The organism is Haemophilus sp. HMSC61B11 (assembly GCF_001838615.1).
GTDB classification, from domain to species: domain Bacteria; phylum Pseudomonadota; class Gammaproteobacteria; order Enterobacterales; family Pasteurellaceae; genus Haemophilus_D; species Haemophilus_D parainfluenzae_AD.
In genome coordinates, this window is sequence record NZ_KV837955.1 from 137399 (window position 1) to 156394 (window position 18996).

General features: G+C 40.6%; 17 protein-coding genes, 3 tRNA genes and 1 riboswitch. Of the genes, 13 read left to right on the forward strand and 7 right to left on the reverse strand.

The genetic code is table 11. From position 1 onward, the window contains the following. Positions 1–34 precede the first annotated feature (34 nt). A complete protein-coding gene (gene lptD, locus HMPREF3263_RS01590) occupies positions 35–2377 on the forward strand; it encodes an LPS assembly protein LptD (protein ID WP_005699165.1) in 2343 nt (780 codons plus the stop codon). A gap of 80 nt (positions 2378–2457) precedes the next feature. Here the strand turns inward: lptD and xerC are convergent, their stop codons facing one another. Further along, a complete protein-coding gene (gene xerC, locus HMPREF3263_RS01595) occupies positions 2458–3345 on the reverse strand; it encodes a tyrosine recombinase XerC (RefSeq protein WP_005699110.1) in 888 nt (295 codons plus the stop codon). Next, on the reverse strand, positions 3345–3779 hold the full coding sequence (locus HMPREF3263_RS01600) for a GNAT family N-acetyltransferase (RefSeq protein ID WP_005699191.1): 435 nt from the start codon (positions 3777–3779) through the stop codon (positions 3345–3347). Before HMPREF3263_RS01600 ends, xerC begins: the two co-directional genes overlap by 1 nt. A gap of 199 nt (positions 3780–3978) precedes the next feature. Between HMPREF3263_RS01600 and tpiA the strand changes: the two genes are divergently transcribed. Further along, entirely contained in the window at positions 3979–4770 is a 792-nt protein-coding gene (gene tpiA, locus HMPREF3263_RS01605; protein WP_005699196.1) for a triose-phosphate isomerase, read from the forward strand. Between the two features lie 64 nt (positions 4771–4834). Here the strand turns inward: tpiA and HMPREF3263_RS01610 are convergent, their stop codons facing one another. Beyond that, positions 4835–5593 (reverse strand): glycosyltransferase family 2 protein, encoded by a 759-nt coding sequence (locus HMPREF3263_RS01610; RefSeq protein ID WP_005699168.1) that lies wholly within the window; start codon positions 5591–5593, stop codon positions 4835–4837. A gap of 61 nt (positions 5594–5654) precedes the next feature. Here HMPREF3263_RS01610 and waaA point away from each other — a divergent pair, with 61 nt between their 5' ends. The 7 genes from waaA to HMPREF3263_RS01645 all read left to right on the forward strand — a co-directional run bounded on the left by waaA (position 5655) and on the right by HMPREF3263_RS01645 (position 10137). Further along, positions 5655–6950 carry a lipid IV(A) 3-deoxy-D-manno-octulosonic acid transferase gene (gene waaA / locus HMPREF3263_RS01615; RefSeq protein ID WP_005699275.1) on the forward strand — a complete coding sequence of 432 codons (1296 nt, stop codon included), beginning with the start codon at positions 5655–5657 and terminating at the stop codon, positions 6948–6950. Continuing rightward, complete coding sequence (gene coaD, locus HMPREF3263_RS01620) at positions 6947–7423, forward strand: pantetheine-phosphate adenylyltransferase (RefSeq protein WP_005699115.1); 477 nt, start codon at positions 6947–6949, stop codon at positions 7421–7423. The genes waaA and coaD overlap by 4 nt, the downstream gene beginning before the upstream one ends. Continuing rightward, positions 7420–7632, forward strand: a complete 213-nt coding sequence (locus tag HMPREF3263_RS01625; protein ID WP_005699112.1) for a lipoprotein — start codon at positions 7420–7422, stop codon at positions 7630–7632. Before coaD ends, HMPREF3263_RS01625 begins: the two co-directional genes overlap by 4 nt. 13 nt (positions 7633–7645) lie before the next feature. Next, entirely contained in the window at positions 7646–9658 is a 2013-nt protein-coding gene (gene rep, locus HMPREF3263_RS01630) for a DNA helicase Rep (protein WP_070852879.1), read from the forward strand. A 154-nt stretch (positions 9659–9812) separates the two neighbouring features. Beyond that, a tRNA-Ser gene (locus HMPREF3263_RS01635) sits at positions 9813–9906 on the forward strand. Between the two features lie 24 nt (positions 9907–9930). Then, positions 9931–10007 (forward strand) — tRNA-Arg (locus HMPREF3263_RS01640). Positions 10008–10060: 53 nt separating this feature from the next. Continuing rightward, positions 10061–10137 (forward strand) — tRNA-Arg (locus HMPREF3263_RS01645). A gap of 53 nt (positions 10138–10190) precedes the next feature. On the opposite strand, the gene HMPREF3263_RS01650 is transcribed toward HMPREF3263_RS01645, so the two are convergent. After that, positions 10191–10871 carry a metallophosphoesterase family protein gene (locus HMPREF3263_RS01650; RefSeq protein ID WP_005694822.1) on the reverse strand — a complete coding sequence of 227 codons (681 nt, stop codon included), beginning with the start codon at positions 10869–10871 and terminating at the stop codon, positions 10191–10193. A gap of 1 nt (position 10872) precedes the next feature. Further along, positions 10873–11982 (reverse strand): multifunctional transcriptional regulator/nicotinamide-nucleotide adenylyltransferase/ribosylnicotinamide kinase NadR, encoded by a 1110-nt coding sequence (gene nadR, locus HMPREF3263_RS01655; RefSeq protein ID WP_032822505.1) that lies wholly within the window; start codon positions 11980–11982, stop codon positions 10873–10875. Positions 11983–12109: 127 nt separating this feature from the next. Then, positions 12110–12284, forward strand: a riboswitch (FMN riboswitch). A gap of 88 nt (positions 12285–12372) precedes the next feature. Between nadR and ribB the strand changes: the two genes are divergently transcribed. Further along, positions 12373–13020 (forward strand): 3,4-dihydroxy-2-butanone-4-phosphate synthase, encoded by a 648-nt coding sequence (gene ribB, locus HMPREF3263_RS01660; protein ID WP_070852881.1) that lies wholly within the window; start codon positions 12373–12375, stop codon positions 13018–13020. A gap of 70 nt (positions 13021–13090) precedes the next feature. On the opposite strand, the gene dusA is transcribed toward ribB, so the two are convergent. Then, entirely contained in the window at positions 13091–14077 is a 987-nt protein-coding gene (dusA, locus tag HMPREF3263_RS01665; RefSeq protein WP_005699178.1) for a tRNA dihydrouridine(20/20a) synthase DusA, read from the reverse strand. A 3-nt stretch (positions 14078–14080) separates the two neighbouring features. Next, positions 14081–15466, reverse strand: a complete 1386-nt coding sequence (locus tag HMPREF3263_RS01670) for a chloride channel protein (protein ID WP_032804164.1) — start codon at positions 15464–15466, stop codon at positions 14081–14083. 258 nt (positions 15467–15724) lie between these two features. Between HMPREF3263_RS01670 and rpsL the strand changes: the two genes are divergently transcribed. The 3 genes from rpsL (at position 15725) to fusA (ending at position 18903) form a co-directional block, all read left to right on the forward strand. Next, positions 15725–16099 carry a 30S ribosomal protein S12 gene (gene rpsL, locus HMPREF3263_RS01675; protein WP_005543325.1) on the forward strand — a complete coding sequence of 125 codons (375 nt, stop codon included), beginning with the start codon at positions 15725–15727 and terminating at the stop codon, positions 16097–16099. Positions 16100–16245: 146 nt separating this feature from the next. Continuing rightward, a complete protein-coding gene (gene rpsG / locus HMPREF3263_RS01680; protein ID WP_005699184.1) occupies positions 16246–16716 on the forward strand; it encodes a 30S ribosomal protein S7 in 471 nt (156 codons plus the stop codon). An 84-nt stretch (positions 16717–16800) separates the two neighbouring features. Further along, complete coding sequence (gene fusA / locus HMPREF3263_RS01685; RefSeq protein WP_005699207.1) at positions 16801–18903, forward strand: elongation factor G; 2103 nt, start codon at positions 16801–16803, stop codon at positions 18901–18903. Positions 18904–18996 lie beyond the last annotated feature (93 nt).

The following is an 18996-nucleotide window of genomic DNA, read 5'->3' on the forward strand; positions in this document are numbered from 1 at the left end:
ATCCCGTCTAATTTCATCTGAATAAGAACTGATTATGAATAAAAAATATACCTTAATTTCAATCTCGATTCTGACCGCGCTTTATAGTCAACAAAGTTTGGCAGATCTGCATGCTCAATGCTTACTCGGTGTGCCTCACTTTACTGGCGAGGTCGTGAAAGGAGACGTTAATAATTTGCCAGTTTATATTGAAGCAGATAAAGCAGAGATTAATCAGCCCACTCAGGCGATTTATCAAGGTAATGTGGATTTGAAACAAGGAAACCGCCATTTAGTCGGGAATTCAGTTGAAGTCAAACAAACAGGAGAGGGCAATCAAGCTCAACGTTGGGCTTATTTACGTGGTGGATTTGATTATAAAGATAATCAAATCAATCTATTAGGTAATGATGCGAGTTTTAATTTAGATAGTAAAAACGGTAATGTAACCGATGCAGACTACCAACTTGTAGGACGTCAAGGTCGTGGTAAAGCGCAAGAAATCGAGTTAGGCGATAATTACCGTTTAATGAAAAATGCGACATTTACCTCTTGTTTACCCGACGATAATGCGTGGGCGGTAGATGCTTCCGAGATTCGTCAGCACATCAAAGAAGAATATGCCGAATTTTGGCATGCACGTTTTAAAGTATTAGGTGTGCCGGTATTCTATACCCCTTATCTACAATTACCAATTGGTGATCGCCGCCGTTCAGGTTTATTAATGCCAACTGTTGGTCATTCTAGCCGTGATGGTTATTGGTATAAACAGCCGGTTTATTGGAACATTGCACCAAATTATGATGCCACATTTGCACCAAAATATATGTCTCGTCGTGGTTGGCAATTAAATGGTGAATTCCGTTATTTAACACCGGTTGGTGAAGGTAAACTGGCGGGCGAATATTTAGGACGTGATCGTTATGATGAATACACTAGTGATAGCCGTAAGCGTCATTTATTATATTGGAAACATCATTCTTCTTTTCTTGAAAACTGGCGTTTAAATATCGATTACACAAAAGTGAGCGATAAGCGTTATTTTACCGATTTTGATTCTGATTACGGTAGCAGTACTGATGGTTACGCGAACCAATATGCTCGTATTGCTTACTACAAACCAAATTACAACTTTGCAATTTCAGCGCGTCAATTCCAAATTTTTGATGAAGTTTCTGTGGGACCTTACCGTGCAATGCCACAAATTGACTTCAATTATTACAAAAATGATTTGGCGAATGGTTGGGTAGATTTCAAGTTATTCTCGCAAGCAGTACGTTTTGATAATGATAGTACATTGATGCCGACAGCATGGCGTTTTCATGTTGAGCCAAGTTTAGCGACAGCGATGTCAAATAAATATGGTAGCTTGAATATTGAGACTAAACTTTACGCGACCCATTATAACCAGAAAAAAGGCTCTTCTTCTTCGGCGGAAGACGTACAAAAATCAGTAAATCGTGTATTACCGCAATTAAAAGTAGATTTGCAAACGGTTTTAGCGAGCAGCAAAACCTTATTTGATGGCTATACACAAACGCTTGAACCTCATGTTCAATATTTGTATCGACCATACAAAGACCAAAGTAATATCGGTTCAAAACGTGTAAATAATTACCTTGGTTTTGGTTATGATTCTGCGCTAGTTCAACAAGATTATTATTCTTTGTTCAGAGATCGTCGTTATAGTGGTTTAGACCGTATTTCATCTGCAAACCAAGTGACAGTTGGGGGTACAACCCGTTTTTATGATAAAAATGCCGATGAGCGTTTTAACTTCTCAGCAGGACAGATTTATTATTTAACCGCCTCCAGAATTGATGATAACCCGAGTAATCGTACACCAAAATCCTCTTCTTCTTGGGCGTTGGAGTCTAACTGGAAAATTAGCGATAAATGGAATTGGCGTGGTAGCTACCAATATGATACGTTGCTAGATAAAGCCTCATTGGCGAATAGCAGTTTAGAATTTAATCCGATGAAGAATAATCTGATTCAATTAAATTATCGTTATGCAAGTAAAGAGTATATTAACCAAAATTTAGGCGCTTCAGCAAACCGTTATCAACAAGACATTAAACAGGTCGGTATAGTAGCTGCATGGGAAGTATCAGATAACTGGGCAGTTGTTGGAAAATACTATCAAGATATTGCGTTGAAAAAGCCAGTTGAGCAATATGTGGGTGTGCAATATAACTCGTGCTGTTGGTCTGTTGGTGTAGGGGCAAGACGTTATGTAACGAGTCGACAAAATCAACGTGATGATCAAGTGGTTTATGACAACAGCATTGGTGTTACCTTTGAATTACGTGGCTTAGGTGAAAATGATCACCAAAGCGGCATTGAAGAAATGTTGAAAAAAGGTAAACTTCCTTATATTCAGGCATTTAGCTTATAGTGAAATGAAAAAGGCTACAGAAAGGTAGTTTTGTTTAGAAGTGCGGTTAAAAAAGACGACGATTTTTGACCGCACTTTGCTTATTTTTTTCGTTTTGCTCGAGGATGGGCTTGGTCATAGACTTCTGCAAGATGTTGGAAATTTAAATGCGTATAAATTTGCGTAGTGGATAAATTGCTGTGCCCTAAAAGCTCTTGAACGGCCCGCAAATCTGAACTCGCTTCCAGCATATGCGTTGCAAAAGAGTGACGCAGTTTGTGTGGGTTGAGATGGCTGTTTAATCCTTGGCGAATGCCCCAGGTTTCCATTCGTTTTTGAATAGAACGATGAGTGAGACGATTTCCCTGCTGGCTCACAAAAAGGGCGTCATCTTTAGGATTAAATAAAGGGCGTACTTTCAACCATTGCTGAATTGCATGAGAAGCATAACGTCCAAAAGGCACAATACGTTCTTTGTTTCCTTTACCAATCACTCTCACTTCACGTACACGTGTGTTAATGCTATTGAGGTTTAAGCCTTGCAATTCAGATAAGCGAAGCCCTGAACTATACATTAATTCCATCATGGCACGATCGCGCAAATCAATGGGATCTTTGCTGTCATTTGAAAGCAATTTTTGGACCTGTTCAGCATCAATATTTTTCGGTAAATGCTTGCCTTGTTTCGGCGCAGAGATGCCTGTTGCCGGATTCACTTTCATTTGCCCTTGTTGCACAAGATAGCTGAAAAACTGACGCAGAGCAGATAAGCGTAATGCCAAGCTCTTTTCTTTTAAACCGTGCTTTCGACTTTCCGCCAAAATAAGACGAACCACACTTGGATTCACTTGCTGCCAGTGCTGAATACCTTTTTCAGACAAAATCGCTAAAATCGCATTCAGTTGATGTTGATAATTGGTGAGAGTATGTGGGCTTACTTGGCGTTCAATTCTCAAGTAATCCCAATATTGATTGAGGAGCGTATGCATTAGAGAGTTAATTCAAACAAACTTTTTTTCGTGTTTAGCTTAAATCCTTCGCGTTCTAAGATATTCTGTTGAGTTTGGCTTAATTCCGCTACTAAACGGTTGGATTGTGTATAACGGACAAACTCTTTAGCTTTAGAAATAAGGGCTGCATAAATCTCGGTTTGATGTTTATCTTCTTTGACAAAAATATCAGTTAATTGCCAATAGCGTTGTAGTTGTAAAGAAGATAAGCGAGGGTAAAGTTGAACAAAACCAACCGCCTGTGCGTTTTCGTTTACAGCAACAAAAAACATGCTTTCATTAAAACGTATACGATTCGTAAGAAAGGTTAAAGTGCGGTCAGGATTTTCACTCATTCCGTTGGCAAGTCGATAGGCTTCAAAGAGTGGAGCAAGCACTTCTATATTCCATTGTTCGGCTTTGAAAATTTTCATTGTTACCAGACCTATTTTCCGTTTATTTATAAAATTGGTTATTTTTTATCGGTTCCGTACAGTAGATTGTAGCTTTTTAGCACAAAATAATCATCATTTCCCCAAAAAAATTTTCAAAATGTGATTTTGCACAAAGAAATCTGCCTAAAGTTTGGTATAGTAAACACACTTTTTATTTATTCAATATGGAGAAACAAAAATGGCACGTCGTCCTTTAGTAATGGGTAACTGGAAATTAAACGGTTCCAAAGCGTTCACCAAGGAATTAATCGAAGGATTAAAAGCAGAATTACATGATGTAACAGGTTGTGATGTGGCTATTGCCCCACCCGTTATGTATTTAGGTACGGCTGAAGCGGCACTATCTGGTTGTGGTTGCAGCTGTGGCGGTAAAAGTGTGATTCAGTTAGGTGCACAAAACGTAGATATCAATGTGAAAGGTGCATTTACTGGTGATATTTCTAGCGAAATGTTAAAAGATTTTGGTGCAAAATACATCATTATCGGTCACTCTGAGCGTCGTACTTACCACAAAGAAAGCGATGAATTCGTAGCGAAAAAATTTGGTGCATTAAAAGAAGCTGGTTTAGTGCCGGTATTATGTATTGGTGAAACTGAGGCTGAAAACGAAGCTGGCAAAACGGAAGAAGTATGCGCGCGTCAAATTGATGCAGTCATCAATGCATTAGGTGTAGAAGCATTTAATGGTGCCGTGATTGCTTACGAACCAATTTGGGCAATCGGTACGGGTAAATCAGCAACTCCAGCACAAGCTCAAGCTGTTCACGCATTTATCCGTGGTCACATCGCAGCAAAATCACAAGCTGTAGCAGATCAAGTGATCATTCAATACGGTGGTTCAGTAAATGATTCTAACGCAGCAGAATTATTCACTCAACCGGATATCGATGGTGCATTAGTAGGCGGTGCTTCACTTAAAGCGCCTGCGTTTGCGGTAATCGTAAAAGCCGCGGCAGCAGCGAAAAATTAATTTTTTTTGCTTTAAAGAAATAAAAAAAAGAGCGGTTAATTTTGACCGCACTTTTTGTTTTTGATTAATGCTGATTACGTTCCCACAAATCAGCATACTTCACAAAGGTGGAATGAGCGGAAAGTACTGCAAGCAGGAAACCTTGTTTTCCATCTAAGAAACCGGCTTTTAAAATGTACATTTTGACAAAGCAACCAATAGCATGACTGACACCTTGCCACAATGTCGCTTTTTTCCCTTTGGCTTGGCGTTGGTCAGCCCAAGCTTTGGCGTAGCCTGCAGATTTCACCAAATAGTGATGAATGCTTTTATAGGTGAAATGCTCCAGATCGCCAGTTAATTTCTGTACTTTTGTATTTTCAGGATAAACCACTTTTTCATGTACTAGTGAATCATTGTACCCGGCGTAGTTTGTGCGATATAAACGCACCACATAATCTGGATACCAACCTGAATGGCGAATTTCGCGCCCAAACACTTCACTCACACGAGGAATATCATAAACGGTATTTGGCGTATCTTGTTGAACTGCTTGTTGAATGGATTCTCGAAGTTTTGGTGTGACGCGTTCATCGGCATCTAGCCACAAAACATAATCACTAGTGACATATTGCTGTGCACGTTGGCGTTGTTTGCCAAAACCCGGCCAATCAGGATGTGAATAAAATTTTGCACCATATTGTTCAGCGATTTCTTGGGTGTTATCAGTACTGCCTGAATCAACAATAATGATTTCATCTACCCAATCTTTTACCGTATCGAGGCATTGAGCGAGATCTGCCGCTTCATTTTTGACAATCATGGCAACGCTAATTGTTGGCATATTTTGATCCTTTTTTTGCTATACTAGCCGAAATTTTTGTAAGTATAACTGAATTTATTTTATGTGGCGTTTTTTTTATACCTACCTGATGTATCTGATTCAGCCTTTTGTGCTGTTCTTCATGCTACTAAGAAGTATCAAGGCACCAAATTATCGCAAGCGTTTAGGCGAGCGATATGGCATTTATGTGAATCTTGCTAAGCCCGTGCAAGATGGGATCGTCATTCATGCAGCATCAGTCGGTGAAGTCATTGCTGCTACACCGTTAGTAAAACGCATTCAGAAAGATTATCCTCACTTACCGATCACGTTTACAACGGTCACGCCAACAGGCTCTGAACGCGTAAAAGCTGCGTTCGGGGACAGTGCGATGCATTGTTATTTGCCTTACGATTTACCTTGTGTCATCAATCGTTTTCTTGATTTTATTCAACCTAAAGTATTCATCGTGATTGAAACGGAGCTTTGGCCGAATTTGATTGATTGTTTGGCACATCGACATATTCCTTTCATTGTCGCCAATGCTCGCCTTTCTGCACGTTCAGCCAGACGTTATGGCAAAGTCAAACAACATCTACAACGAATGTTTTCTCAAATCAGCTTGATTGCACCGCAAGATAGTATTAGCGGAAAGCGTTATTTAGAGTTAGGTTATGAGAAAGATCGCCTGCAATTAACCGGCAACATTAAATATGATCTTGTGGTCAGTGATGAATTACTCAAAGACATTGCAACACTTCATGAGAGCTGGGCGAAAGATCGTCAGATTTGGATTGCTGCGAGTACCCATGAAGGGGAAGAAGAACTTATTTTACAAGCGCATCATTTGTTATTAAAAAAACATCCAAATTTGCTGTTATTGCTGGTACCTCGTCATCCTGAACGTTTTAAGCCTGTGGCAGATTTAATTGAAAAAGCCAACTTTAACTTTATTCGTCGTTCAACGGGGGAGATTCCTTCAGAAAATACCCAAGTTATTCTGGGTGATACTATGGGCGAGTTGATGTTGATGTATGGCATTTCAGATATTGCGTTTGTAGGCGGAAGTTTAGTTAAACATGGCGGGCATAATCCTCTTGAGCCTTTAGCGTTTAAATTACCCGTTGTGAGCGGAAAGTATACTTTCAATTTTCCTGAAGTCTTTACTTCGCTTTTAGAGGTACAAGGTGTGTTGCAAATCAACTCCACAGAGAAAGCGTTGGCAGAGATTATTGATAAGTTATTGAATTCAAAAGAAGCACGTCAGCGTTTAGGCCATGCAGGCTATGAGGTGTTAATTGAAAATCGTGGCGCATTACAGCGACTTTTAGATTTGCTTCATCCTTATTTAACTAATATTTCGGAGAACCATAAATGACAAGCGTAATTTACCCTGGCACGTTTGACCCGATTACCAATGGGCATTTAGATATTATTGCGCGAAGTGCGGTCATTTTCCCGAAAGTTTTTGTCGCGGTGGCGAATAGCCCGAGCAAAAAGCCATTGTTCTCATTGGAGGAACGCATCGAGCTGGTTCGCCAAGCTGTCGCTCATTTGCCCAATGTGGAAGTATTTGGATTCTCTGATTTACTGGCGAATGAAATTAAAGCCAAAAAAATCACTGCGATTATTCGTGGTGTGCGTACAACGACGGATTTCGAATATGAATTACAACTGGCTGCATTAAACCGTTTATTAACCGATGGTGTGGATAGTTTGTTCTTCCCGCCAACAGAAAAATGGGCGTTTGTGTCTTCCACGATTGTACGAGAAATTTATTTACATCATGGCGATGTGAAAGAACTGGTGCCGGAAGCCGTCTATTTAGCCTTAAAAGCACGTTGTGAATGAAAAAAACACTTCTGATTTTAACCGCACTTTTAACATTAACAGGTTGTGGTACGGTGGTGAAATTAATTGACCCATCGGAAAAATACACGCCTTACGCAGGTGCGGCTTATGATTTAGAGATGGCACAAAAATGGGGCTTACCTATTTTAGATTTGCCACTGTCATTTTTATTAGATACCGCATTGTTGCCTTATGCGTGGTCAAATTAATTTGCATTAAGATATGAAACTCAATCCTCAACAACAACAGGCTGTCGAATATGTCAGCGGGCCTTGCTTGGTGCTAGCTGGCGCAGGCTCTGGAAAAACTCGCGTGATCATCAATAAGATTGCTCATTTGATTGAACACTGTGGTTATTTGCCTAAACAGATCGCCGCCGTAACCTTTACCAACAAAGCCGCTCGTGAAATGAAAGAGCGTGTAGCCCATTCCATTGGTAAAGAAAAATCCAAAGGATTGATTGTTTCCACTTTCCATACCTTAGGTTTCGATATTATCAAACGGGAATATAAAGCTTTAGGTTTTAAATCGAATATGACCTTGTTTGATGAGCACGATCAACTTGCCTTACTAAAAGAACTGACAGCAGATGTACTGCAGGAAGATAAAAATTTACTGCGTGAATTAATCTCGGTTATTTCCAATTGGAAGAATGATTTGGTTTCGCCAAAGCAGGCGTATGCCTTAGCGAAAGATGCAAAATATCAAACCTTTGCAAAATGTTATGAGCGTTATGCGGCGCAAATCCGTGCTTATAATGCGTTGGATTTTGATGATTTGATTATGTTGCCGACCTTACTCTTCAAACAGAACGAAGAAGTGCGGTCAAAATGGCAGGAGAAAATCCGCTATTTGTTGGTGGATGAATATCAAGATACCAATCCCAGCCAATATGAACTGATTAAATTACTGGTAGGCGAGCGAGCTTGCTTTACGGTGGTAGGAGATGACGACCAATCCATTTATTCTTGGCGAGGTGCTCGTCCCCAAAATATGGTGCGCTTGCGTGATGATTTTCCGCGTTTGCAAGTCATTAAATTAGAACAAAATTACCGCTCCACTCATCGTATTTTGCATTGTGCCAACATTTTGATTGATAACAACGAGCACGTGTTCGATAAAAAACTGTTTTCCAACTTGAGCGAAGGTGAAAAATTACAAGTCATTGAAGCGAAAAATGAAGAGCATGAAGCCGAACGGATTGTGGCAGAATTAATTGCTCATCGTTTTAGCCGTAAAACCAAATTCAAGGATTATGCGATTTTGTATCGGGGGAATCATCAATCCCGTTTATTGGAAAAAGTACTGATGCAAAACCGTATTCCATACAAAATTTCTGGCGGGACATCTTTTTTCTCTCGTGCTGAAATTAAGGACATGATGGCTTACTTGCGTTTGGTGGTAAATCAAGACGATGATGCGGCTTTCTTACGTATTGTGAATACGCCGAAACGGGAAATTGGTGCCGCAACATTGCAAAAACTAGGCGAGTTGGCACAGGAAAAACATATCAGTTTATTTGAGGCGATTTTTGAGTTTGAACTGATGCAACGTGTTACACCGAAAGCCTATGATGCCTTGCAAAAATTTGGTCGTTGGATTGTGGAGTTAAACGATCAAAGTTTACGTTCCGATCCTGAAACGGCTGTGCGTTCTTTACTTTCTTCATTGCATTACGAAGAATATTTGTATGAGTATGCCACCAGCCCGAAAGCCGCCGAAATGCAAAGTAAAAACGTGGCAACCTTATTTAGCTGGATAGAGGATATGCTCAAAGGCGATGAGGTGAATGAGCCGATGACTTTAAACCAAGTGGTCACTCGTTTAACGCTACGCGACATGATGGAGCGAGGCGAAGATGATGACGAGAGTGATCAAGTGCAATTAATGACATTGCACGCATCCAAAGGCTTAGAGTTTCCCCATGTGTATTTAATCGGTATGGAAGAGGGAATTTTGCCTCATCAAACCAGTATTGATGAAGACAATGTGGAGGAAGAGCGCCGTCTAGCTTATGTAGGCATTACGCGAGCACAACAAACGCTGACTTTTTCTCTTTGTCGTGAACGACGTCAGTTTGGTGAGTTAATTCGCCCAGAGCCAAGTCGCTTTCTAGCAGAGTTACCACAAGGTGATGTGCAATGGGAAAAAGATAAACCAAAATTGACAGTAGAACAGAAGCAACAACAAACATCAAGTCAGCTTGATCGTCTACGAGCAATTTTAAAAGGCTAGAGATGATTAAAGTGTGGTGAGAAATTTATTTGTTTTTTCAACCGCACTTTATTTATGCAAAATGTAGATAAATCAAGCAACCAACATCGCTTTTTCAAAAAATGATTTGACATATTTTCAAAAAAACGTATTATACCGCCCACACACCGAATGTGGTGAGATGGCCGAGTAGGCTGAAGGCGCTCCCCTGCTAAGGGAGTATGGGGTCAAAAACTCCATCGAGGGTTCGAATCCCTCTCTCACCGCCATTTGTTGTTAGTTTTATTTATTCTGCACCCGTAGCTCAGCTGGATAGAGTACTCGGCTACGAACCGAGCGGTCAGAGGTTCGAATCCTCTCGGGTGCGCCATTTTAAATCGACTCTATCAGTTAAAATGGTCAGGAATAATAAAACATCACTACGCACCCGTAGCTCAGCTGGATAGAGTACTCGGCTACGAACCGAGCGGTCAAAGGTTCGAATCCTTTCGGGTGCGCCATCTTCTCTCTTCAAACTTTTCTTTTTATTAAAAACAATTAACAACTAACTCAGTTATTTTTCTCGATCATCAATAGTTTTTAATAAATAATTTCCGTGTGCATCAGTAACACTTCTAAAACCGACATTCGTGATTTTATAAGGGAAATTTGTCTTGTACTCGACATTGTCATGATGATGGCCATGGAAAACGTGTCTTACCCCTAATTTTTCTGCGAGTTGATTAATCACACGAAATCCCATTGGATGGGGTTTAGGCGCTTCATGGCAAATTAAAATATCGGCTTGTTCATTTTCAATGGCTTCGATATCAGAAGGGAAAATAGACGTGCGATGACGTAATGGTACACCGCCACGCCAAATTTTTTCTTGCGGGCTATATTGGCAATAGTGGATAGGGTCAAAATACATCGGCTTATTGGGGGGCATCCAGATTTGTCCTCGGAATACGCCACCTAAGCCGGCAATGCGTTGACCTTGGATTTCAACAACACGATTATGCAAATTACGCGATTTCCAATGTGTACCCCAAATCGCCTCAAATGCGGCGACAGTTTTGCTGTCATGATTACCGTGAATAAACCAAATATCACAATGTTGTGCGAGTTTATCTAATTCATCAGGCGAAGAAAGTTGCAAGTCGCCCAAAATAATCAGGGCAACGTTGTCATTTTCTTGCACGAAAGGATAAAGATGTTCATAACTTCCGTGCGGATCGCCTGCGAATAAAATCATGTTATTTCTCAGTGGTCAATTTGCGTTTAGTATGTGGTAAACCTTCAAGTTCTTCATCATTTAACACTTTTTCCACAACAGATTTCACTTGGTTATAACGATCTAAATAACTTGGTGATTCAATTTCAATGTAAGGCACTTTGTATTTATCCAACAATTTCTTCAATAACTGTTGGAATTGTTGACGTTGTTTTTGACTGCCTAGACTACGTAAGCCATCATCCACCCATTTTGTGTTATTTTTCAATAAGATTGTTACATCAAATGGGTATTCTTTGATCATGGAATCGAGGAAAGGATGCGCTTTGCCTTCGTATTGAATACAAAAAGCCTGCGTGGTAATGAAATCGGTATCAATAATCGCTACTTTATGGGCGTGACGTACGGCATAATCAATATAGCGTTGATGACCTAATGCCATTTGTGGATAGTCAGAATATTGCATGGCTTGCTCATCGCCACCTAATTTTTCAAAGACATATTCACGACCATATTCCCATGCAGAAGTGGTATTGAATACAGCAGCAAGCTTACTGACTAACACGCTTTTACCGCTACTTTCGCCACCTAAAATGGCAATGGTTTTGGCAAAGAACGGACGAACTTCTTTCGGAATGAACTTCCAATATTGGAAAGGTGTAGTACGAATTTTCGTTGCAGATACGTTAAAGAAAGAGCGGTCAGGATCCACTAAAGAAACTTCGAGACCTAAGTATTTTTCATATGGCGCTTTATCTTGTGGCTCACTACTAAATACCATCGTCGGGGTAAATTGTTTTTCTTCAAATAGATTTTTTACCGCTTCACTCCAAGCTTGCCAACCATTCGGATAACTTGGAATGCCATCCTCAACTAAATGATGAATAAAAATGTGATCGTTTTGATATTTAAAGATTTGTTGCATCCAACGAAGGCGATCTTGTACCGTCGGCATACGCTTCATTTTACTATCATAAAACAGCTTTAAATCGCGTTCGGTATCGCTACAGACAATTACGTGAAGTTCATCCACTTTACTGAATGCTTCATAAATCATATTAATATGGCCGGTATGAACTGGGTAGAATTTCCCAAAAATCACACCCACTTTTTTATCGTGTTTGTTCGACATAATGTATCCTTCGCTAAATCGCCATTGCATAGTGGCAGTATAGGCCTATTTTATGCAATCTTTGTGCAAATAAAAACATTTTTCATTGAATGATTTTTTACCGCGACATTTTGCGTTATACTACGACTTGCATTCTCAGGGCAGGGTGAAATTCCCTACCGGTGGTGACAGCCCACGAGCACTTAAAAGTGCGGTCAATTTTGATTGCGTTTTACAAAATTGTGTCGCTTTGTCCTTTTAAGGTTAGCAGATTTGGTGAAATTCCAAGGCCGACAGTATAGTCTGGATGAAAGAGAATAAAACGGATTGGGTTCCCAATTCCGTTCTATTTATTTGCATTTCTCAGCCCTGATTCTGGTTAATTTTAACGTAACAACAAAGGAAATTACGATGAATCAGTCAATTTTATCTGCATTTGGTACGACCGGTGAAGAACGGGTAATTAACGCATTAAATGCATGCAAACAAGGCAATGGTGTGTTGGTATTGGATGATGAAGATCGCGAAAATGAAGGCGATTTAATTTTCCCTGCAGAAACGATTACGCCAGAACAAATGGCAAAACTTATTCGTTATGGTAGTGGTATTGTGTGCTTATGTATCACCGATGAACAATGCAAACAACTTGATTTGCCACCTATGGTTGAGCATAACAATAGCGTGAATAAAACCGCATTTACTGTGACGATTGAAGCGGCAGAAGGTGTGTCAACAGGTGTATCGGCACAAGATCGCGTCACCACAATCAAAGCGGCAATTGCAGATCAGGCGAAACCGACAGATCTTCACCGTCCAGGACATGTTTTCCCATTACGTGCTGCAGAAGGCGGTGTTTTAGCACGCCGCGGTCATACTGAAGCATCAGTTGATTTAGCGCGTTTAAGTGGTTTTAAACCAGCGGGTGTGATTTGTGAAATCACGAATGATGATGGCACCATGGCGCGAGCAGCTGAAATTATCGAATTTGCGAAAAAATTTGGTTATGCGGTATTAACGATTGAAGATTTAGTGGCATATCGTCAAAAACATCATTGTTAATTAAATATTTAGAAAACAAAAGTGCGGTCAGAAAATCTTTTAAATTCTGACCGCACTTTGCGTTTTAGGCTTAATTGGTTTCCACAAAGCTTAATGCCGTTTCAACCACTTCAATGCCCGCGCCTTGTTTAAAGGCATTTTCACTTAGATAGCGTCGCCATTGTCTTGCCCCTTTGCAGTTTTGAAATGCACCGAGCATATGTCGAACGATATGATTTAAATAAACACCTTGGCTCAGTTGTTTTTCAATGTAAGGGAACATGGCCTCCACCGCTTGTCTTGGTGTGACGATATTCGCATTGGCATCAAAAAGCATTTGATCAACATACCCCAACAACGACGGATTTTGATAAGCCTCACGCCCAACCATTACGCCATCCACAAATTGCAAATGATGTTTCATTTCTTCGATGGTTTTAATGCCGCCATTAATTGCAATGGTCAACTGCGGGAAGTCTTTTTTCAATTGATAAACACGATCATAATCTAAAGGGGGGATTTCTCGATTCTCTTTTGGACTTAATCCTGAAAGCCAGGCTTTTCGTGCATGAACAATAAATTCTTGGCAGCCTGCATGATGGACTTTTTCGATAAAGTCGCAGAGAAATTCATAGCTATCCAAATCATCAATACCAATGCGGGTTTTCACGGTGACAGGAATATTGACGACACTTTGCATTTCTGCAATACATTCTGCTACTAAATCTGCTTTTGCCATTAAACATGCACCAAACATGCCGTTTTGCACGCGATCGGAAGGACAGCCCACATTTAGATTAATTTCATGATAGCCTCTTTCTTCGGCTAATTTGGCACAATGTTTAAGCTGTGCGGGATCGTTTCCACCGAGTTGTAAGGCAACCGGGTTTTCTTGTAAATCAAAATCTAAATGATCGTATTTCGCATGGATAATGGCGGGAGCCGTAACCATTTCAGTATAAAGTAACGCATTTTTACTAAATTGACGATGAAAATAGCGACAATGGCGTGTCGTCCAATCTAACATTGGCGCAACGGAAAAGCGTCCACGATAAAAGTGCGGTTGGTTTTCTGACATATTTTATTTCTCTTGAATCTCGTTACGGCGAAGATCTTCTGCTTGTTGTTCCTGCATTCGTTGGCGGAAACGTCCAGCCGCAAAGTGATAAAAAGGTTTCGGGCTAAATTGGCGCGAAATTATGGAGGCAATGATGCTGGAAATCAAGAGCCAGATCAGCACAGGTTGAGCGCCTGTCATTTCCATCACCACTACGCTTGCTGTTACGGGGGATTGTGTCCCACCCGCTAAAAAGGCTGCCATACATAAAATAACCAAGAAACGTTGATCGACCACGCCGTTGCTTATTTCCCATAACATGGTACCAATACCCGCACCAGTTGTGAGAGATGGTGTAAAAATTCCGCCCGCAATGCCATTCCAATAAGTCGTAACCGTTGCGAAGAGTTTTAGGATTCCCACTTCAGGTGAAACGAGTTGTCCTTCTAATGCTCTTGCGACCACATTATAACCCGTTCCATAAGTTTGCCCTTCGCTATAGGTTCCCATCGCGGCAAGTACTAAACCGAGCAATAAAGCAATGTAGATAGGGTGTTTGCGAATCCAATCACGCCATTTGAGTGGAGAGAGTCCCGCTAATCCTTTTGCAAGGAGTCGCCCAAATATACCGCCCAGTACGCCACAAACTACGCCACAAATAGCAAGCCAAAGATATAAATAGGGAATAGCTGTTGCACCTTTATAGGCAGGAAAGTAAGGGCTATTGCCTTGAATCGCTACTAAAATAAAACCGGCTGCTAATACACCAAGCAATACTCGGCGTTCCCAGCGTAACATCACGCCTCGACCAAGCTCTTCAATGGCAAAAACTACCCCAGCTAAAGGCGCATTAAATGCGGCAGCAAGACCACCTGCTGCACCGGTTGCGATAAGTTCATTTGTACTCAAACCACGAAAAGCAAAGTTATATTTACGACAGAAATTCCCCCAAGCTAGCATGACTGCAGCACCCACTTGAACAGAAGGTCCTTCACGTCCAACAGACGCACCGATAACCATTGCAAAGAAAGTAAGTGGAATTTTCCAAATGGTTTGGCAAAATTTAACCAGTCTTGTTTTATAACCATTATAAGGAAGATTAATGGAGGCAATCACTTGTGGAATACCACTGCCGCCAACATAAGGCGTGTATTTAGCGGTAAACCAGGTGAGAAAAGCAAGACCAAGCGGTAAAACGATCCAAACGGCGAGAGGGTATTTGGCTGACCAATAAGCATTAAATTCAAGTCCGATATCGGCGAGTTTCGCAAATCCAAAGGAAAAAAGGGCAACAAATGTCGCACCAATAAGTAAGCATACAAATTCGAGTGTTTTATGAGAGATGCGATGGGTTTGTCGAAGTTTTTTATGATAGAAATAACGTAAATGAAAAATGAATGAACGTAACATAATGATTGCCAACAAAATAATTCTGTTTGAAATTATAAAACCCTCATCATAGACAGGCAATTGATTTGGAAAAGTGCGGTCAGTTTTGCGTCGATTTTTTATCAAGCGATCCTTTGCGATCCTATTTCTGTTTAAATATTGACAATGCGAGGTGAAACCATTAAAATTCAGCGTCTATTTCTTCTGTCTATTGGATGGAGAGATAGATTTTGTAACAAACATTCTATTATGAATAACATTTAAACTGGAGCTTTTTTAATGGCAACTATCAACCAGCTAGTACGCAAACCGCGTGTGAAAAAGGTTGTAAAAAGTAACGTTCCTGCATTAGAGGCTTGCCCGCAGAAACGTGGTGTGTGCACTCGTGTATACACAACTACACCTAAAAAACCGAACTCAGCATTACGTAAAGTATGTCGTATTCGTTTAACTAATGGCTTTGAAGTAACTTCTTACATCGGCGGCGAAGGTCACAACCTTCAAGAGCACAGTGTTGTGCTTATCCGTGGTGGTCGTGTTAAAGACTTACCAGGTGTTCGTTACCACACTGTACGCGGTGCATTAGACTGTGCAGGCGTTAAAGATCGTAAACAAGGTCGTTCTAAATACGGCGTTAAACGTCCTAAAGCTTAATGGAACTCCGTTAAGTAAGGCCAAACGTCTAAATTAGTAAAAATTTAAATCAGAAACTCCAGTATCACATTAGCTCACTTTAAAGTGCGGTTAATTTTTATAGAGTTTTGGATATCCTGAAGATTAAATATACGGAGAAATTCGCAATGCCACGTCGTCGTAGTGTTGAACCACGCAAGATTCTTCCAGATCCGAAGTTCGGTTCAGAGTTACTTGCAAAATTTATTAATGTATTAATGGTAGACGGTAAAAAATCCGTTGCTGAAACTATCGTTTACGGTGCGTTAGACAAACTTGCAGAACGCACAGGTAAAGAACCTTTAGAAGCATTTGAAATTGCACTTGAAAACGTTCGCCCAACTGTTGAGGTTAAATCTCGTCGTGTTGGTGGTTCTACTTACCAAGTGCCAGTTGAAGTACGTCCAGTTCGTCGTAACGCATTAGGTATGCGTTGGATCGTTGAAGCTGCACGTAAACGCGGTGATAAATCAATGGCTTTACGTCTTGCAAATGAATTATCTGATGCATCAGATAACAAAGGCGCAGCTGTTAAAAAACGTGAAGACGTTCACCGTATGGCTGAAGCTAATAAAGCATTTGCTCACTTCCGTTGGTAATACGCTTTTAAAATTTAAGGGCTTCATCCTCGATGAAGCCTTACCCTTATATAAACAGATATTAAACTTAACAAGGTTATAATAATGGCTCGTACAACCCCTATTGAAAGATATCGTAATATCGGTATTAGTGCGCACATTGATGCTGGTAAAACTACTACCACTGAACGTATCTTATTCTACACTGGTGTAAGTCACAAAATTGGTGAAGTACACGATGGTGCAGCAACAATGGACTGGATGGAACAGGAACAAGAGCGTGGTATTACCATTACCTCTGCGGCAACTACCGCATTCTGGTCTGGTATGTCACAACAGTTCCCACAACACCGTATCAACGTTATCGATACCCCGGGACACGTAGATTTTACTGTTGAAGTAGAACGTTCTATGCGTGTTCTTGATGGTGCGGTAATGGTTTACTGTGCGGTTGGTGGTGTTCAACCTCAGTCTGAAACTGTATGGCGTCAAGCTAACAAATATCAAGTTCCACGTATCGCGTTCGTAAACAAAATGGACCGTACTGGTGCTAACTTCTTACGTGTTGTTGATCAACTTAAAACTCGTTTAGGAGCTAACGCTGTTCCTCTTCAACTTCCAATCGGTGCAGAAGAAAACTTCACTGGTGTTGTTGATTTGATCAAAATGAAAGCGATCAACTGGAACGAAGCAGACCAAGGTATGACCTTCACTTATGAAGATATTCCAGCAGATATGCAAGCAGCTTGTGAAGAATGGCGTCAAAACCTTGTTGATGCAGCAGCTGAAGCAACTGAAGAATTAATGGAAAAATATCTTGGTGGTGAAGAGCTAAGCGAAGAAGAAATCAAAGCAGGTCTTCGTCAACGCGTGTTAGCAAACGAAATCATTTTGGTAACTTGTGGTTCTGCATTCAAAAACAAAGGTGTTCAAGCAATGCTTGATGCAGTTGTTGAATACTTACCAGCGCCAACTGATATTCCAGCAATCAAAGGTATCAACCCAGATGAAACTGAAGGTGAACGTCACGCAAGCGATGATGAGCCGTTCTCTTCATTAGCATTCAAAATTGCAACTGACCCATTCGTAGGTAACTTAACCTTTTTCCGTGTGTACTCAGGTGTAATTAACTCTGGTGATACCGTATTAAACTCTGTACGTCAAAAACGCGAACGTTTTGGTCGTATCGTACAAATGCACGCTAACAAACGTGAAGAAATTAAAGAAGTTCGTGCGGGTGATATCGCTGCAGCAATCGGCTTAAAAGATGTCACTACAGGTGATACATTATGTGCAATCGACGCACCAATTATCCTTGAGCGTATGGAATTCCCAGAGCCAGTAATCTCTGTAGCAGTAGAACCTAAAACTAAAGCTGACCAAGAAAAAATGGGTCTTGCATTAGGTCGTCTTGCTCAAGAAGACCCTTCATTCCGTGTTCACACTGATGAAGAATCTGGTGAAACCATTATTTCTGGTATGGGTGAGTTACACTTAGACATCATCGTTGACCGTATGAAACGTGAGTTCAAAGTGGAAGCTAATATCGGTAAACCACAGGTATCTTATCGTGAAACCATCCGCACTCGTGTTAACGATGTAGAAGGTAAACACGCAAAACAATCTGGTGGTCGCGGTCAATATGGTCACGTTGTTATTGACTTATACCCATTAGATCCTGAAGGTCCTGGTTACGAATTTGTAAACGAAATCAAAGGTGGTGTAATCCCTGGTGAATATATCCCTGCAGTTGATAAAGGTATCCAAGAACAGCTTAAATCTGGTCCATTAGCGGGTTATCCGGTAGTAGATATTGGTGTACGTTTACACTTCGGTTCATACCATGATGTTGACTCATCAGAATTAGCGTTTAAATTAGCGGCTTCTTTAGCATTTAAAGCAGCGTTCGCTAAAGCAAACCCTGTTCTACTTGAGCCAATCATGAAAGTTGAAGTAGAAACTCCACCTGAGTATGTGGGTGATGTAATCGGTGACTTAAGCCGTCGTCGTGCTATGGTTAACGGTCAAGAAGCGAACGAATTCGTTGTTAAAATCGATGCAGAAGTTCCACTTTCTGAAATGTTCGGTTATGCAACAGACTTACGTTCACAAACTCAAGGTCGTGCATCATACTCAATGGAACCGTTAAAATATGCTGAAGCTCCAACAAGTGTTGCTGCTGCAGTAATTGAAGCGCGTAAAAAATAATTTTTTGTAACAATCCGCTCTATAAGTCGAATGGCTTATAGAGCATTTTCTAGGAAACTAAACAAATGTCTAAAGAAAAATTTGAACGTACAA

Excerpts from the sequence above, each read along its gene's own strand:
- lptD (WP_005699165.1), top strand. The coding sequence starts at position 35 with ATGAATAAAAAATATACCTTAATTTCAATCTCGATTCTGACCGCGCTT.
- xerC (WP_005699110.1), bottom strand. The coding sequence starts at position 3,345 with ATGCATACGCTCCTCAATCAATATTGGGATTACTTGAGAATTGAACGC.
- HMPREF3263_RS01600 (WP_005699191.1), bottom strand. The coding sequence starts at position 3,779 with ATGAAAATTTTCAAAGCCGAACAATGGAATATAGAAGTGCTTGCTCCA.
- tpiA (WP_005699196.1), top strand. The coding sequence starts at position 3,979 with ATGGCACGTCGTCCTTTAGTAATGGGTAACTGGAAATTAAACGGTTCC.
- HMPREF3263_RS01610 (WP_005699168.1), bottom strand. The coding sequence starts at position 5,593 with ATGCCAACAATTAGCGTTGCCATGATTGTCAAAAATGAAGCGGCAGAT.
- waaA (WP_005699275.1), top strand. The coding sequence starts at position 5,655 with ATGTGGCGTTTTTTTTATACCTACCTGATGTATCTGATTCAGCCTTTT.
- coaD (WP_005699115.1), top strand. The coding sequence starts at position 6,947 with ATGACAAGCGTAATTTACCCTGGCACGTTTGACCCGATTACCAATGGG.
- HMPREF3263_RS01625 (WP_005699112.1), top strand. The coding sequence starts at position 7,420 with ATGAAAAAAACACTTCTGATTTTAACCGCACTTTTAACATTAACAGGT.
- rep (WP_070852879.1), top strand. The coding sequence starts at position 7,646 with ATGAAACTCAATCCTCAACAACAACAGGCTGTCGAATATGTCAGCGGG.
- HMPREF3263_RS01650 (WP_005694822.1), bottom strand. The coding sequence starts at position 10,871 with ATGATTTTATTCGCAGGCGATCCGCACGGAAGTTATGAACATCTTTAT.
- nadR (WP_032822505.1), bottom strand. The coding sequence starts at position 11,982 with ATGTCGAACAAACACGATAAAAAAGTGGGTGTGATTTTTGGGAAATTC.
- ribB (WP_070852881.1), top strand. The coding sequence starts at position 12,373 with ATGAATCAGTCAATTTTATCTGCATTTGGTACGACCGGTGAAGAACGG.
- dusA (WP_005699178.1), bottom strand. The coding sequence starts at position 14,077 with ATGTCAGAAAACCAACCGCACTTTTATCGTGGACGCTTTTCCGTTGCG.
- HMPREF3263_RS01670 (WP_032804164.1), bottom strand. The coding sequence starts at position 15,466 with ATGTTACGTTCATTCATTTTTCATTTACGTTATTTCTATCATAAAAAA.
- rpsL (WP_005543325.1), top strand. The coding sequence starts at position 15,725 with ATGGCAACTATCAACCAGCTAGTACGCAAACCGCGTGTGAAAAAGGTT.
- rpsG (WP_005699184.1), top strand. The coding sequence starts at position 16,246 with ATGCCACGTCGTCGTAGTGTTGAACCACGCAAGATTCTTCCAGATCCG.
- fusA (WP_005699207.1), top strand. The coding sequence starts at position 16,801 with ATGGCTCGTACAACCCCTATTGAAAGATATCGTAATATCGGTATTAGT.